The sequence below is a fragment of the Hungatella sp. SL.1.14 genome (genome assembly GCF_024460495.1).
GTDB classification, from domain to species: domain Bacteria; phylum Bacillota; class Clostridia; order Lachnospirales; family Lachnospiraceae; genus Hungatella; species Hungatella hathewayi.
The window spans coordinates 136,909-152,594 of record NZ_JANFYJ010000008.1; the positions used below are offsets into that span (position 1 = coordinate 136,909).

A 15,686-nucleotide genomic window follows, 5' to 3' on the forward strand; every position below is an offset into this window, starting at 1 on the left:
CCGGGGAATCCCGCCGGATGGCGGAGCGGCAAAACGAAAGGAATAACATGCGTAAAAACAGTATAAAGAATACAAGAATCAATATGGAGGTTCAGAGAGAACTGAGCGAGATTATCCGCCTGGAGATCAAGGACCCCAGAATTCACCCCATGACGACGGTGGTTGCCGTCTCGGTGACTCCGGACTTAAAATTCTGCAAGGCATATATCAGTATTTTAGGCGACGAGGAGGCCGGCAAGGCGACCATCGAGGGATTAAAGAGCGCGGAGGGCTATATCCGCCGCGAGCTGGCCAGAAGAGTAAATTTACGGAATACTCCGGAGATCAAATTTATTCTGGACCAGTCCATCGAATATGGGGTAAATATGTCGAAGCTGATTGACGAGGTAACGAAAGATATCAAAGAGTAGGAGGTGTTTCCATGAGCTTTTTTGATACCATGCTTGAAGGTGTTGAGACGATGGCCATCATGGGCCATATTCGCCCCGACGGGGACTGTATCGGATCCTGTCTGGCAGCGTACAATTACCTGGAAGAACATTATCCTGATGTCCGAGTGACCGTCTTTTTAGAGGAACCCTCCATAAAATTCGGTTATTTAAAGAATATCGGCCGTATCTGCAGTGACTTTTCAGTGGAGGCGGAGTTTGATCTCTGCCTCTGCTTAGACTGCAGCGATGTGCTCCGCTTCGGTGAGGCGGTGCGGTACTTAAACAGCGCCAAAAAGAGTGTCTGCGTGGACCATCATGTGACCAATACAGGGTTTGCGGGACAGAATATCGTGGAGGCAGGGGCCAGCTCCACCTGCGAGGTTCTCTTCGGTCTGCTGGATGAAGAGAAGATAAGCAAGGCGGTGGCGGAGTGTATTTACACAGGTATCATCCATGACACCGGTGTGTTTAAATACGACTGTACCTCTGCAAAGACCATGGAAATAGCAGGAAAGATGATGGCGAAGGGAATCGATTTCCCCCATATCATCGACAATAGCTTTTACCGGAAAACGTACATCCAGAATCAGATTCTGGGGCGTGCGCTTTTGGAGAGTATTACGTTCCTGGATGGCCGCTGTATCTTCAGCGTCATTCACAAGAGGGACATGGAGTTCTACGGCGTGACCAGCGCCGATATGGATGGAATTATCGATCAGCTGAGGATTACGGAGGGTGTGGAGTGCGCGATTTTCATGTACGAGACGGCCTGCCGTGAATACAAGGTGAGTCTGCGTTCCACCAACGATCTGGATGTGAGTAAGATCGCCGTGTATTTCGGCGGCGGCGGCCATGTGAAGGCGGCGGGCTGTACGATGGCCGGAAGTGTTCACGATGTCGTCAACAACTTATCCGCACGGATTTCAGCACAAATAAATGGAGATACTTAAAGATGGCAGACGGTATCATCAATGTATACAAGGAAAAAGGCTATACCTCTCATGACGTTGTTGCGAAAATGAGAGGTATTTTAAAACAGAAAAAAATCGGACATACCGGTACGCTGGACCCCAATGCGGAGGGTGTGCTCCCGGTCTGTCTTGGAAACGGCACAAAGCTCTGCGATATGCTGGCTGACCGGACGAAGACGTACCGCGCCGTGCTGCTGCTGGGTCTTGAGACCGATACACAGGACACGACAGGGGTGACGCTCGCTGAGTATCCGGTAAGCGTGACGGAGGAAGAGGTGAGAGCGGCAGTCTTAAGCTTTCAGGGCGATTACGAACAGGTACCGCCCATGTACTCCGCGTTGAAGGTGGACGGGAAGAAGCTCTATGAGCTGGCCCGCGCCGGGAAAGAAGTGGAACGGAAGGCGAGGCCGGTGAAGATCCTGGATATCTGCGTGGAGGAGACCGCCCTGCCCCGTGTAACCATGACGGTGTCCTGCACGAAGGGAACCTATATCCGCACACTCTGTTATGATATCGGACGAAAGCTGGGCTGCGGCGGCTGTATGGAATCTCTCTTAAGGACGAGAGTCGGACAGTTTGAATTGAAGGACAGCCTGACGCTTTCCGAGATTGAAAGGCAGAGAGACAGCGGCGGACTTGCGGATCACATTCTTTCTGTCGACGCAGTGTTTCAGGATTATCCGGCTCTCACGATGAAAGAAGAGTTTGACAGGCTGGTCCATAACGGCAATGCGTTCCGCCGCAGTCAGGCGGTAGGGGACTTCCCTGTGCAGGGCAGCCCGGTCAGGGTCTACGACAGTCAGGGGCGATTTATCGGGATCTATGCCATGGACAGAGAGAAACATGTACTGAAGCCTCAGAAGGTTTTTCTGGGAGGAAACAAATGATGGAATATATAACCGAAACAACGGATTTTCAGATTCAGGAGCCCTCAGTCGTGACCATCGGAAAGTTTGACGGACGCCACAGAGGGCATCAGAAGCTGTTAAAGCAGATGCTGGAGGTGAAGGCGGAGCGCGGTCTCAAGACGGCCGTATTTACCTTCGACATGACGCCGGGAAGCCTGGTGGCGGGAAAACAGCAGACAGTCATCACCACCAATTTAGAAAGACGGAATAATCTGGAAAAAATCGGCATAGACTATTTAGTGGAGTATCCGTTTACGGAGGAGACGGCCCATATGGCGCCGGAGGACTTTGTGCGGGACATCCTGGTTTCGCGTATGCACGCCAGGGTCATTGTCGTCGGAACGGACTGCTCTTTTGGCTATAAGGGGGCGGGCAATGCAGACTGTCTCGAGGCGTGGAAGGCGAAGTACGGGTATGAGCTGATCGTCATCCGCAAGGAACGGGACGACAACCGGGATATCAGCAGTACCTATGTGAGGGAAGAGCTGGATGCCGGAAATATCGTGAAGGCGAACGAGCTTCTCGGAGAGCCGTATGCCATCCACGGAATGGTAGTGCATGGAAATCATATCGGGGGAAGCGTCCTGGGATTTCCGACTGCCAATATTCTGCCGCCGCCTGAAAAGCATCTGCCGGCGTTTGGCGTATACGTGTCAAAGGTCTATGTAGAGGGTACTTATTACGGGGGAGTGACGAACATCGGAAGGAAGCCGACGGTGAGCGGAGAATCCCCTGTGGGAGCGGAGACGTTTCTGTATGGTATAGACCAGGATATTTATGGGAAGAATATAGAGGTACAGCTGCTTAGCTTTATACGCCCGGAGAAGAAATTCGACGGACTTGAGCAGCTGAAGGCGCAGATAGGAAGAGACAGGGATTACGCTCTGGCGTATTTGAAGAACCTGTCGGATCAGCAGATTACTCATTTATCATAAACAGATACAGCAAAACAGAATAATAACTTGCGAAGGAATGTGCATAATGACTGACAAAGCATGGAAAATGCTGGGCTTTTGCCTGGCCTGCGGCAGTGCCGTGGTCCTGGGGACAGCAGATGTACAGGCGGCGAAGCCGGAACCTTCCTACACGTCCGGAACCTCAGTTGCGGGATTCGGGACGGCCATGGACAGGCATCTTAAGTCTGTGGAGGAAAAGGGAAGTCAGGCGGCGCCTGCCGCTCTTACGCAGGAAAAAGTGGTGTTTGGAACCTTTCGTGATATTTTTAAGAACCTTGGCGTAGCCATGGTGGAGGATTCCTTAAACATCAGAAAAGAACCAAAGAATGACGCGGAGATTGTTGGAAAGATGGAAAGCCATGCCGGATGCAGCGTGCTGGGGATGGAACATGGCTGGTATAAGATAAGATCGGGCCAGGTGACCGGTTACGTCTCGGGTAAGTATCTCGCCGTGGGACAGGCTGCCAGAGCATCGGCCTATTGCGATATGAAGCTCATGCTCCGTGTAAATACGGATACCCTGAGGGTCCGGAGCGCTCCGGATACGGATTCTGAGATTCTGGGACGGATTCACGAGGGAGAGACGTATGATTACCTCTCCAGAGCGGGAGGCGGCTGGATTAAGATCCGCTACGGGGAACAGGAGGGTTACGCCTGTGTGCCGGGCAATGCGGTGGTGGCCTATACCATACCGGAGGCGGAAAAAACAGAGAATTCCCTTCGCCGGCAGGTGGTGAACTACGCCGTGCGATTCGTCGGCAATCCTTACCGGTGGGGAGGGACAAACCCCAATACGGGAGCTGACTGTTCCGGTTTCGTGCAGTATGTCATGGAACACGCCGCCGGCATTCATTTAGACAGAACCTCCAGGGAACAGTCGGCGGAGGGGATGGCAGTCTCTTCCAAAGCCATGCAGCCGGGTGATTTACTGTTTTATGCCAGCGGCAGCACCATCGATCATGTCGCCATGTACATCGGAGGCGGAAAAATCGTCCATGCGGCCAACCGGAGAAGCGGCATTAAGATATCAGCCTGGAATTACAGGCAGCCGGTGACCATACGGAGAGTGATCCCGTAGCAGGAGAGGACGCAGAGGAGACGTGGCCATGGCTGGAGGAGGCTTCCATAAATCGGGCAGAAAACGGACAGGAAAAACTGGGTATCAGCTTTTCCTGTCCGTTATTTTGAATTTTTTACTCTTCTGCGGATTCTGTATTTAAATGATGCAATGCCTGGAGCAACTGCTCCTCTGTCCAGCCGGAACACTTTCCCTGATATGGACAGTCAGAGCAATTTTCACTTAGCATACAGGCGGCGTATGCCCTTAAAAGAATCACTGCTTGATCTGTAGTCACGATTCCGTCTGCCCCCATAATTAATCATATTGATAGTATAACCAATATTCGTATTTTATGCGGGCGGCAGGATCACTGAAAAATTTATTTTTCCTGATTTTTCAAAGCAGCTTCGATGAATCCTGAAAATAACGGATGCGGGCGGTTTGGCCTGGATTTAAATTCCGGGTGGGCCTGTGTGGCGACGAACCAGGGATGATCCGGAATCTCAACCATCTCGACGATCCGTCCGTCCGGGGAGATGCCGGACAGCTTCATACCGTGTTCCGTCAAGGCCTGGCGGTAATCGTTGTTGACCTCATAGCGGTGGCGGTGACGTTCGTGAATCGTTTCCTGTCCGTACAGCTCATAGGCTTTGGAGGTTTTGTCCAGGATGCAGGGATAAGAACCGAGACGCAGGGTTCCGCCGATATCCTCGACGCCGTTCTGGTCCGGCATCAGATGGATGACCGGGTGGCTGGTGTCAGGATCCAGTTCCGCGGTGTGGGCGTCACGGTAACCAACGACATCGCGGGCAAATTCCACAATGGCCATCTGCATTCCGAGACACAGGCCGAGGAACGGGATTCCATGGGTGCGAGCCCAGCGGATTGCGGAGATTTTCCCTTCAATCCCTCTGCTTCCAAAGCCGCCGGGGACGAGGATGCCGTTGACACCGTCGAAGATTTCGGCGGCGTTCCTGTCGTTTACCGTCTCAGAGTCAACCCAGCGGATCGATACGCTGGCATGGTTTGCCACCCCGCCGTGCTTCAGCGCTTCCACAACGGAGATGTAGGCGTCATGCAAGGAGATGTACTTGCCGACAAGAGCGACCGTTACCTGCTTTTGCGGGTGTTTCCAGCTTTCAATCATGGAGCTCCATTCGGTTAAATCTGGTTCGGGACATGGAATCCGAAGGCTTTCACAGGCAACCTCGGCCAGATGCTCCTGTTCCATTACTAATGGGAGCTCATAGAGCACCTCTACATCCAGATTCTGGAGTACGTGATTTTTCGGAACGTTGCAGAACTGGGCGATCTTGCTGCGGATTCCGTCGTCGAGGGGAAGCTCGGAACGGCAGACGATGATGTCCGGCTGGATTCCCATACCCTGCAAATCCTTGACGCTGGCCTGGGTGGGTTTTGTCTTTAATTCTTCGGATACTTTTAAATAAGGGACTAATGTCACGTGGATCAAAATGGCGTTTTCACGGCCTACATCGTGCTGGAACTGACGGATTGCCTCCAAAAACGGCTGGCTCTCGATGTCACCGACGGTGCCGCCGACCTCGATGATGGCGATCTCCATGTCATCCGATTCCTGGGAGCCCTCCTTGCCGGAGCCGTTCTGTCCCACGCCCCATGAGGCCGGTTCGCCATCCGGAAGAGTCCGTTCTCCGCTGCGGTGAAAGCGGCTCTTGATTTCGTCGGTGATGTGGGGGATCACCTGAACCGTGCCTCCGCCGAAGTCTCCGCGGCGTTCCTTTGTCAGAACGGTCCAGTATACCTTTCCGGTGGTGACATTGGAATTTTTTGTCAGATTTTCATCGATAAACCGTTCATAGTGACCTAAATCCAGGTCCGTTTCCACGCCATCCTCCGTGACAAACACCTCACCGTGCTGGACCGGATTCATCGTGCCGGGGTCGATGTTGATGTAGGGATCGAATTTCTGCATGGTGACGTGATAGCCGCGTGCTTTTAACAGGCGGCCAAGGGATGCTGCGGTGATGCCTTTGCCAAGACCGGACACGACGCCACCGGTGACAAATACGTATTTCACTGGCATAAAAATGGTACCTCCTTGAGTGTTTTTGGGGATGTGTCATTCAATAAAAACGATATTATACAACTAATTATTTCAGAAATCCACCGTTTCATGAAAAAACTTTCGATTATTAAGTGTAAAATTTGTCTTAAAATGGCATGGAATGCAGATCTCTTTATAAGGATTTTATAATTCTTTTCTTGATTTATGGAGAGACTGACACTATAATGATATAGAATGGGTATAGAATATCCGGATTGGAGAATTTACACATATGGATAACAACAACAATCAGAATAATAACAGTAAGATGCCAAAGAACGCACAGGTGATTATTGCATGGGTGATTACTTTTTTAATTGCGGTGGCAGGGCTGTCCTATTTGCACAACGCACTCTCCGCCAGAACTACGGAAGAGCTCAGCTATGATACATTTATGAACATGGTGGATGAGAAGCAGGTAGAGGCTGTAAGCGTGGAGGATTCCAGAATTACAATTGAGCCGAAGAAGACCTGGGAAGGCTACATGCCCGGGAAGACATATTATACCGTGCGAATGGATAATGACCTGACTCTGGCGGAGAGACTCCGGGCAGCCGGCGTTGATACGCACAGGATCCGGAAAGACGGAAACTTTATTATCCAGACCATTGTCAGCTATCTGCTGCTGTTTGGCCTGATGGGAATTTTACTTAACTTTATGATGCGCCGTGTCGGCGGAGGCGGCGGTATCATGGGCGTGGGAAAGAGCAACGCCAAGGTATACGTGCAGAAAGAGACCGGAGTTACGTTCCGCGATGTAGCCGGTGAAGACGAGGCAAAGGAGTCGCTGACGGAGATCGTCGACTTCCTCCATAATCCCGGCAAATATACGAAGATCGGCGCCAAGCTGCCGAAGGGAGCCCTGCTTGTGGGCCCTCCCGGTACAGGTAAGACGCTGCTGGCCAAGGCAGTGGCCGGTGAGGCCAAGGTTCCGTTCTATTCGTTATCCGGCTCCGATTTCGTTGAGATGTTCGTCGGTGTCGGCGCCTCCCGTGTGCGTGACTTATTTAAACAGGCACAGGAATCCGCGCCGTGTATCATTTTCATTGACGAGGTGGATGCCATCGGTAAGAGCCGTGATTCCAGATTCGGAGGCGGCAACGATGAGCGGGAACAGACATTAAACCAGCTGCTGTCCGAGATGGATGGATTTGATTCCTCCAAGGGACTTCTGGTTCTGGCCGCGACAAACCGCCCGGAGATCTTAGACCCGGCGCTGCTGCGTCCAGGCCGTTTTGACCGCCGTATTATCGTGGATAAGCCGGATTTAAAAGGCCGTGTGGATATCTTAAAGGTTCATTCCAGAGATGTACTGATGGATGAGAGCGTCGATCTCGACGCGATTGCGCTGGCCACTTCAGGCGCGGTTGGTTCTGACCTTGCCAACATGATCAATGAGGCGGCGATTCTGGCGGTTAAGAGCGGCAGGCAGGCCGTTGCCCAGAAAGACTTGTTTGAAGCGGTCGAAGTCGTGCTTGTGGGGAAAGAGAAGAAAGACAGAATCATGAATAAGGAAGAGCGCCGCATCGTGTCTTACCACGAGGTTGGCCATGCTCTTGTAAGCGCCCTTCAAAAGGATGCGGAGCCGGTTCAGAAGATCACCATCGTTCCGAGAACCATGGGTGCTCTCGGCTATGTAATGCATGTGCCGGAAGAAGAGAAATATTTAAATACGAAAAAAGAGCTTCACGCCATGCTGGTTGGAGCCCTGGCCGGCCGTGCGGCGGAGGAGCTGGTATTTGATACTGTGACCACAGGCGCTGCCAACGATATTGAACAGGCCACCAGAGTGGCCCGCGCCATGATTACTCAGTACGGTATGTCCGATAAGTTCGGCCTGATGGGCTTAGCCACTCAGGAGGATCAGTATTTAACCGGCCGTACTGTTATGAACTGCGGCGACGCCACGGCTGCCGAGGTCGATGCCGAAGTCATGAAGATGTTAAAGGAAGCTTATGAGGAAGCCAAGTCCCTGCTGTCAGAGAACCGTGATGTGATGGATAAGATCGCCGAGTTCCTGATCGAGAAGGAAACCATCACCGGCAAAGAATTCATGAAGATTTTCAGAGAGATGAAGGGGATTCCGGAGCCGGAGGAGAAGGAGAAATCCGACGCCGATAAGATGGATGACGTGGTAAGCCATAAGGATACGTTCGGAGATAAGAACGGCGGAGACGCAGGAAGCCCGGGGAATGACGGCGGTACGGGGAATTCCGGTACCCTGGAGAATCCGGCGGCCGGTGAGGTATCTGCCGTTTCGGAAGAAACGAAAGACGCAGGAGACGGATTTGGAGATATGTTCGGGAATCCGGATTTTGGTGAAGTGAAGAGATAAGGAAAGACTGGTAAACCGTCAGAGATGCGGTTTACGGATTAAGAGAGAGCAAACGGATGGCTATCCAGTAAATGGCCAGCCGTTTGCTCTCTTTTTTGGTGAAACAGGAGAATACTCTTATCAGTTGAGGAACAGCTTTGCGTTTTCCGGGGGCAGGTGGTAAGATGGAAGGAGGTAAAAATACTTTAAGAATTAATAAGATATTTTAATGTCCGGCCGCGGAAAGCCGGATATACTTAATAATAATTACAGGCGGGAAAGGGCTTTCTGCCACAGAAGGCCGCTGCGCGGACAGGGGGAAGGTATGAAACTGAAGACAAGAGTGAAGCTGACCGTATTTTTTCTGGTAGCTCTGGTGGTGGTCTTGAACACCGGAATCATTACCGCGTATATATCGGGGTCTCTGAAGGAAAATGCAGTCCAGTCTATCCAGTCAGTCAATCAGCAGACCCTGATTACCTTCGACAATCTTCTGGATTCCTTCGGCACCATGTCACAGCTTCCTCTCATGGACCGCGAAATCTATGAGATTCTCAATAAGGATTACGAGAAGGACTATGAGGACAAGGTGAGGCGGTTTTACCTCTACCGCGATATGGATACGATCGATGGAAAACTGTATGCGGAGATGTTCTACAGGAACGAGTATGTGTATTCCGTTACGCTGATCCCTTTTAATACCGATGTCGTCTATTCCAAACAGCGTTTCTGCAAGACGGCCCGCTACGATGATGCCAGCGGGAGAGACTGGTTTCAGACCCTTATTCACACCAATGGCAAAGAGCCGGTGCTGCTGCCTCAGATGAAGGATGACCTTTACCTGGGGGAAGAGCCGATTATCTCTGTGGGGCGGCTGTTGATCAATCACATCACGGATCAGGGGCTGGGAGTGCTGCGGATCGACATAGCGGTGAAGGATTTGGAGAAAATCTGGAACCGGAAGAATTTTGCAAAGGAAAGCGAATTCATCGTTCTTGACGAAAATGACCGGCTGCTTTACAGCTCTCTTCCGGCGGAAAAGCTGGCGAAGCAGGAGTATAAAGACGGAGAACTCTCCGCCCGCGGCGGGGAAAGCATGGTGGGGACCGTCACACTGGATCGTGAAAAGCGGCTGGCTATCCGCACGCAGTCGTCCAAATATGGGGTTACCATGATCACTATGGTCCCGGAGCATATTATTTATGCGGATGCCTACCGGACCATTTTCCTGATTGTCATGGCAGGACTTTTTTGCATAGCGCTGGCATTTATCGCTGCCAATGTTCTCACGAAAGGCATTATGAAGCCCATTGCCGAGCTGAACGGGCTGATGAAGGAAGTGCGCGGCGGGAATCTGGAGGTACGGTCCACCGTGGAGGGCGCCGGAGACTTTGAGGAAATCTGCGGATCCTTTAACAGTATGGTGAAGACGACAAAGGAGCTGATTGACAAGATATACCGGGAGCAGGCGGAAAAGCGGGAGATGGAGTATCAGGCGCTCCAGGCACAGATTTCTCCTCATTTTACCCTCAACACCCTCAATACCATCAAGTGGCTGGCCTGCCTTCAGGGAAACCGCTCCATAGAAAAAGCGCTGGACTGTCTGGCCAATATTCTGACATTTGCCGTACGGGAGCGGAGAGAGAAGATTCCCATTTCCCTGGAACTGCGGCAGATGGAGTCCTATATCCAGATTCTGACCCTGCGTTACTGCAACAAATTCGATATTGAGTATGAGGTGGACGAGGGGCTCTACAATAACTGCACGCTGAAATATATGCTTCAGACGATTGTGGAAAACAGCGTGTTTCATGGGTTTGACGAGATGGAGGGGCAGGGACTCATCCGTGTGAAGATATATGAGAGCGGCGGCAGGGTGATCTATGAGATTTGGGATAACGGAAAGGGCATGACGGCGGAACGCATAAGGGCCGTGCTTCAGGGGGAGAAGAAGGCGGAGAGCGGAGTCAATCATATCGGGATTTACAATATTGACAGAAGGATCAAGCTGATTTTCGGAGAGGAATACGGGATTTCCATCGAGAGCGAATATGGAACGTATACGCTGGTTAAGATTGAGATTCCGAGGGAAGTGTATCAGGAAGAAAACAGGGGGAAAGACAATGACCAGTATACTGATTGTAGATGATGAGCATTTTGTCCGGATGGGGATCCGATCGTCTCTGGACTGGGAGAAGTACGGATATGTGGTGGCCGGAGAGGCTGAAAATGGGATCGAGGCGCTGGAAAAGATCAGGAGCCTGAATCCGGATATTGTCTTTCTGGATATTACCATGCCGGAAAAAAACGGACTGGATACGCTTTCAGAGGCAAGGCAGGAGGGATACCGCGGGTATATCGCCATGCTGACCTGTCATGAGGATTTCCGGCTGATTCAGAAGGCCATGCGAATCGGGGCGGATGATTATGTGCTTAAGAATGAGATGACCGGAGAGCGGATGCTTGAATATCTGGAAAAAATACCGAGGGAACGGAAGCATGAGGGAGCCGATTTCGAGGAGGCGCTGGAAAATGCAAAGGAACAGGCATTTTTCAAACTGAATTTTCTGAATAATCTTTTGAAAATCGGCGGGATCGATAAAAGCCAGTTTCTTCAGGTACATAAGCGTTACGGAATCCGGATCAAGTGTGATGGAATCTACATGATTCTGTTTGAGATCAAACGATTTGAAGCGGTGAAGATGCGCTACCAGAATCAGGATTCCCGGATTCTGCTTAACAGTGTGGATAATCTGGTGGGGGAAAGCTTAAAAGGATATCCGGAGCATGAAAACTTCTGGATCGGGGATTCTTACGTGGTTCTTCTCACATTTTCCCATGAACCGAGCCAGATGAAGACAGAGAATGAGGTGCGGGGAATCGTAAACCGGATCTGTTTTCAGATGGAGAACTTCCTGGATCTGGACCTGGCGGTGGCGGTGAACCGGGGGCATGGGGATATCAGCGAGATTAACCGTCTGTTTGAGGAGACACAGCTGATATTAAGCCAGTCATTTTTTCAGCCGGATAAGAGCCAGTTCTGGTTTCAGGATCAGTGGAAGACGGCGGAGGCGTGTGAGCTGGAGGCCCGCCTGGAAGCTGCCGGAGGGGAGGGAGATTTACTCTCTGTTGTGAAAGAGTATGTGGTGTCCTGCAGGAAGGAACGGCTGTTAATAGACAGGGAGCGTTTTGGTTATCTGTTAAGCAGCGCGGTCAGCATTCGGGAGCGGGAATATAAACTGGACTCCCGGTTCCATTTTGAAGAGTGTGAATCCATTGCAATGGTGTATAACAAGCTGGAGGAGCTGGATGGGGAGATTGAGACGGCAAAAAACGCCGGCTCCCACAGCCATCTGATTCATCAGGCCATCGATCTGGTAACGGAGAACTTATCCAGGGAGATCATGCTGGAGGGGGTGGCGGAGAAGCTGGGCGTCAGTCCCAGTTATTTCAGCCGAGTGTTTTCGAAGGAGATGAACCAGACCTTCTCTTCCTATATTATCGGGAAAAGAATCGAGAAGGCGAAGAATCTGATTCTTACGACTAATTTGAAGTTTTACGAGATTGCGGAGATGTGCGGCTTTCATTCCCCGGTCCATTTCAATAATATGTTCAAAAAGGTCTGCGGCATGACGCCCAACCAGTTTCGGAACGACCGTGAGGTAAAGAAAGTTTAAGATATGTAAAAATCCGGAGCAGGCCTTAAAAATGGCGGAAGCATCAGAAGAAAAAGTGGTAAAGCAAGCTTAAGAATCGACAAGATCCAGTAATGAGAATCAGGCTCCGGTGAGGTAAAATAAGCGTATCAAATGCAAGGAGGAAGATTCAGATGAATAGAAGAGGTTTTAAGACGGCTGTTGGTGTGGGACTGTCAGTCATGCTTGCGGCGTCAGCCATGAGCGGATGTTCCAAAGCCGGTAATGAGGAAGCGGTAAAGACAGAGGCAGCAAAGGCAGAGGATACAACATCGGCGGGTGAAAGCAGCCAGGCAGAGTCCGGCAGTGAAGACGGCAAAGGAATTACGCTGACAGTCGGATTCTGGGGATCATCAGGAGAGGACAAGGCGGTACAGGCTGCGGCGGAGGGAATTAAGGAGGCGGTTCCCGGAGTTGCGGAAATTAAGATGGAGCAGTATCCGGGCGCCGATGATTTTTATCAGAAGCTGCCGGGACAGATTGCGGCAGGCACGGCGCCGGATCTGATTATCGCCACCAATGAACAGCATCTGAAGCTTATCGTGGACGGGCTGCTGCTTCCGCTGGATCAGTACGGATTTGACTTGAGCAGCTATGCCCAGAACGCGGTGGAGGCATGGAGCTACGAGGATAAGCAGTATGCCATCCCGATTACCTCTACGGCTGCGACATTTGCGGTGAATGACGATCTGTGGAAGGCAGCGGGGCTTGAGGAATATCCTGAGACATGGGAAGAGGTGTATGACGCGGCCAAAGTCCTGACAAAGGACGGTGTGACCGGACTCTGCCTCGATATCGGAAATATCTTCCATCCGACACAGTACATGAATTCCTTCGGCGGCGGCTGGAAGGACGGAAAAGCCATCAACTCTTCCGAGAATGTGGCAGCCCTGGAATATATCTTTAAAATGTTTGATGAAGGCCTGGCCGTAACCGCCAAGGATGCGGGAATGACATGGGATGGCGAGGTGTTTGCCGGCGAGAAGTGCGCCATGTCCACAGGCGGTCCATGGTATGTGGGAATGATGGCGGAATCCGCTCCGGATGTGAACTATTCCTTCATTCCGATGCCCGGCGGCAATGGAAATTCCGGCGTAACGCTTCACTCCTACGGCATTGCCGTGGTGAAGGATGCCGAGAACGCGGAGCTGGCTGCGAAAGCCGCTTACTACCTATCCAGAGAGGAAGCGCAGATCGCCAGAGCGGAGATTACGGGAGACCGTCCCTCCATCGAATCCGCCCTTGTCTCCTTCCGTGAGAAGAACCCGGCTCTTGCCGTTATTGATGAGTATATCGGCCAGGCAACCGGTTTCGGGTATCCGGCGGATCAGGAATTCAAAACCGATTTTTCTACTGCGTTAGAGTCTCATGTGTACGCGGGAGATCCGACCACGGCCCAGGAGATTTTAGATACGCTGGCTGAAAAATACGGAAATCAGTAAAAACAGGATGAGAGTACTGCATGGTGTGCGGTGAAACCGTGCGGTACTCTATATTTATACCCTTTTTTAGGAAAAGAGGCGCGATTGTGAGTAAGAAAACAGAAAAACGGAGGGAAAAAATCCCCCGGAATGAAATGATTACCGGCTGGCTGTTCATGCTGCCGGCGGCGGTGTGCTGGATTCTCTGGTTTGTAGTTCCGTTTGTACAGTCCGTGTATATCAGCTTTTTTGATTATTCATATACGAAACCCGACGAAAAGGCATTTATCGGCATTCAAAACTACCTGCAGATGTTTCAGGACCCCAAGTTCTTTTTATCTTTGAAAAATACGATTTTGTTCGTGGCTGTCACGGTGCCGGTTATGACTGTGTTTTCGCTGCTTCTGGCCGTGATCTTAAATCAGAAATTTCGGGCGAGAGGAGCGTTTCGGACGATTTATTTTGTCCCCTACACGCTGGCTCCCGTGGCAGTGGCGACCGTCTTTATGTACCTTTTTGTGAAGGACGGAGCGGTGACCTCTGCGCTCGCCGGGCTGGGGTTTAAAAATACGACCTGGTATGCGGATGTCAAATACGCCATGCCTTTTATCGGAACCATGTTTATCTGGCAGCAGGTGGGATTTTATATGATCTATTACCTGTCCGGCCTTCAGACCATATCGAATCAGGTGTATGAGGCGGCGGCCATTGACGGCGCGGATGGCTGGAAGCAGTTCCGCTACGTTACCTTTCCCCTGCTGAAGCCGACGACGTATCTGGTCGTTACATACAGTATCATTCAGGCGTTCCAGATTTTCGACCAGATCTCAGCGGTGACCAGCGCAAGCGGCGGTCTGGGGTCTCCGGCGGGAGCGACCAATACACTTTTAACGTACTTCTATCTCAATTCTTTTAAGTACTATAAGGTTGGATACGGAAGCGCCATCGCGGTCGTACTGTTTCTGTTAATTTTAATGGTATCGCTGGTTCAGAAGAAGCTGACCGGCGGCGATGCCATGGAATAGGGGGGAGATTTGGTGAAATATTTAAAGAAAGCTGCCTTTTACATTCTGCTGGTTCTTCTGGCGCTGGTTTTTATCTGTCCCCTGATGTATGCGCTCTATAATTCCCTGCTGCCTCTGGATAAGGTCAATACGCTGGTGCCGCCTTCGGAGTTCACTCTGGATAATTACGTGGAGCTTTTCGTCAACCGCCCCATTTTTACATGGTTTATCAATACTCTCGTGGTGGCAGGTGTGACCCTTTTGAGCCAGCTTACGACGGCGCTCCTGGCGGGATACGCTTTGGCGAAGCTGCGTTTTCCGGGAAGAGGAATCGCGTTTAACTGTGTGCTGGTAACGCTGATGATTCCGTTTCAGGTGCTGCTTACTCCGCTTTATATTATGGTGGCAAAGCTGGGATGGCATGACAGGCTGATCGGCCTGATTATTCCCTTTATGCTCAATTCGCTCTATGTATTTATGGCAAGGCAGTTTTTCGTTACACTGCCCGACGACTTGATAGAGGCGGCCAGAATTGACGGGCTGGGACACGGGAGAATCTTCTTTTCGATTGGGCTTCCGCTTTCCAAACCGGTGATCACGACGATCACCATATTTAACTTTACACAGTCCTGGAACGCGTACTTAGTGCCGTCCACGTTTGTCAGCAGTCAGGAGAAGTATACGCTGGTCGTAGGGCTCAATACATTAAAGGACACATTTTTCAACCGTTTGAATCTGACCATGGCGGGGGTTGTGGTGATCTCACTTCCCGTGCTGATCCTGTTTCTCGTTCTGCAGAAGCAGTTTATTCAGGGGATCGCTTCAGACGGAATTAAGGGATAG

The 15,686-nt window shown here is 51.2% G+C and carries 12 protein-coding genes; 11 read left to right on the forward strand and 1 reads right to left on the reverse strand.

Going from position 1 to position 15,686, the window contains the following annotated elements; genetic code table 11:
• Positions 1–47 precede the first annotated feature (47 nt).
• Genes rbfA through NE473_RS10920 form a run of 5 tightly spaced genes read left to right on the forward strand, consistent with a single transcriptional unit; the run spans position 48 to position 4,344 of the window.
• Positions 48–410, forward strand: coding sequence for a 30S ribosome-binding factor RbfA (gene rbfA, locus NE473_RS10900; RefSeq protein WP_006774673.1), 363 nt, complete (start codon positions 48–50; stop codon positions 408–410).
• 11 nt (positions 411–421) lie between these two features.
• Entirely contained in the window at positions 422–1,381 is a 960-nt protein-coding gene (locus tag NE473_RS10905) for a DHH family phosphoesterase (RefSeq protein WP_006774674.1), read from the forward strand.
• 2 nt (positions 1,382–1,383) lie between these two features.
• On the forward strand, positions 1,384–2,289 hold the full coding sequence (gene truB / locus NE473_RS10910; RefSeq protein WP_055649686.1) for a tRNA pseudouridine(55) synthase TruB: 906 nt from the start codon (positions 1,384–1,386) through the stop codon (positions 2,287–2,289).
• Positions 2,289–3,245 (forward strand): bifunctional riboflavin kinase/FAD synthetase, encoded by a 957-nt coding sequence (locus tag NE473_RS10915; RefSeq protein WP_172682243.1) that lies wholly within the window; start codon positions 2,289–2,291, stop codon positions 3,243–3,245. The genes truB and NE473_RS10915 overlap by 1 nt, the downstream gene beginning before the upstream one ends.
• Before the next feature lie 46 nt (positions 3,246–3,291).
• Positions 3,292–4,344: a C40 family peptidase gene (locus NE473_RS10920; protein WP_006774677.1), complete on the forward strand. Its 1,053-nt coding sequence runs from the start codon at positions 3,292–3,294 to the stop codon at positions 4,342–4,344.
• A 361-nt stretch (positions 4,345–4,705) separates the two neighbouring features.
• On the opposite strand, the gene pyrG is transcribed toward NE473_RS10920, so the two are convergent.
• Positions 4,706–6,388, reverse strand: coding sequence for a CTP synthase (gene pyrG, locus NE473_RS10925; protein WP_055649688.1), 1,683 nt, complete (start codon positions 6,386–6,388; stop codon positions 4,706–4,708).
• Positions 6,389–6,641: 253 nt separating this feature from the next.
• Here pyrG and ftsH point away from each other — a divergent pair, with 253 nt between their 5' ends.
• From ftsH to NE473_RS10955, 6 genes are all read left to right on the forward strand, one after another.
• Positions 6,642–8,744 (forward strand): ATP-dependent zinc metalloprotease FtsH, encoded by a 2,103-nt coding sequence (gene ftsH, locus NE473_RS10930; protein ID WP_055649689.1) that lies wholly within the window; start codon positions 6,642–6,644, stop codon positions 8,742–8,744.
• Between the two features lie 304 nt (positions 8,745–9,048).
• Positions 9,049–10,872, forward strand: coding sequence for a cache domain-containing sensor histidine kinase (locus NE473_RS10935; protein WP_172682241.1), 1,824 nt, complete (start codon positions 9,049–9,051; stop codon positions 10,870–10,872).
• Positions 10,847–12,400: a response regulator gene (locus tag NE473_RS10940; protein WP_055649691.1), complete on the forward strand. Its 1,554-nt coding sequence runs from the start codon at positions 10,847–10,849 to the stop codon at positions 12,398–12,400. The genes NE473_RS10935 and NE473_RS10940 overlap by 26 nt, the downstream gene beginning before the upstream one ends.
• Positions 12,401–12,552: 152 nt before the next feature.
• Positions 12,553–13,860, forward strand: a complete 1,308-nt coding sequence (locus NE473_RS10945) for an ABC transporter substrate-binding protein (protein ID WP_055649692.1) — start codon at positions 12,553–12,555, stop codon at positions 13,858–13,860.
• A gap of 86 nt (positions 13,861–13,946) precedes the next feature.
• Positions 13,947–14,864, forward strand: a complete 918-nt coding sequence (locus NE473_RS10950) for a carbohydrate ABC transporter permease (RefSeq protein WP_242866093.1) — start codon at positions 13,947–13,949, stop codon at positions 14,862–14,864.
• A gap of 12 nt (positions 14,865–14,876) precedes the next feature.
• Entirely contained in the window at positions 14,877–15,686 is an 810-nt protein-coding gene (locus NE473_RS10955; protein WP_055649693.1) for a carbohydrate ABC transporter permease, read from the forward strand.

What these genes read in the sequence shown, in the direction of transcription:
- NE473_RS10940 (WP_055649691.1), top strand. Translation starts at nt 10,847, where the DNA reads ATGACCAGTATACTGATTGTAGATGATGAGCATTTTGTCCGGATGGGG.
- NE473_RS10920 (WP_006774677.1), top strand. Translation starts at nt 3,292, where the DNA reads ATGACTGACAAAGCATGGAAAATGCTGGGCTTTTGCCTGGCCTGCGGC.
- NE473_RS10935 (WP_172682241.1), top strand. Translation starts at nt 9,049, where the DNA reads ATGAAACTGAAGACAAGAGTGAAGCTGACCGTATTTTTTCTGGTAGCT.
- rbfA (WP_006774673.1), top strand. Translation starts at nt 48, where the DNA reads ATGCGTAAAAACAGTATAAAGAATACAAGAATCAATATGGAGGTTCAG.
- NE473_RS10915 (WP_172682243.1), top strand. Translation starts at nt 2,289, where the DNA reads ATGGAATATATAACCGAAACAACGGATTTTCAGATTCAGGAGCCCTCA.
- NE473_RS10945 (WP_055649692.1), top strand. Translation starts at nt 12,553, where the DNA reads ATGAATAGAAGAGGTTTTAAGACGGCTGTTGGTGTGGGACTGTCAGTC.
- ftsH (WP_055649689.1), top strand. Translation starts at nt 6,642, where the DNA reads ATGGATAACAACAACAATCAGAATAATAACAGTAAGATGCCAAAGAAC.
- pyrG (WP_055649688.1), bottom strand. Translation starts at nt 6,388, where the DNA reads ATGCCAGTGAAATACGTATTTGTCACCGGTGGCGTCGTGTCCGGTCTT.
- truB (WP_055649686.1), top strand. Translation starts at nt 1,384, where the DNA reads ATGGCAGACGGTATCATCAATGTATACAAGGAAAAAGGCTATACCTCT.
- NE473_RS10905 (WP_006774674.1), top strand. Translation starts at nt 422, where the DNA reads ATGAGCTTTTTTGATACCATGCTTGAAGGTGTTGAGACGATGGCCATC.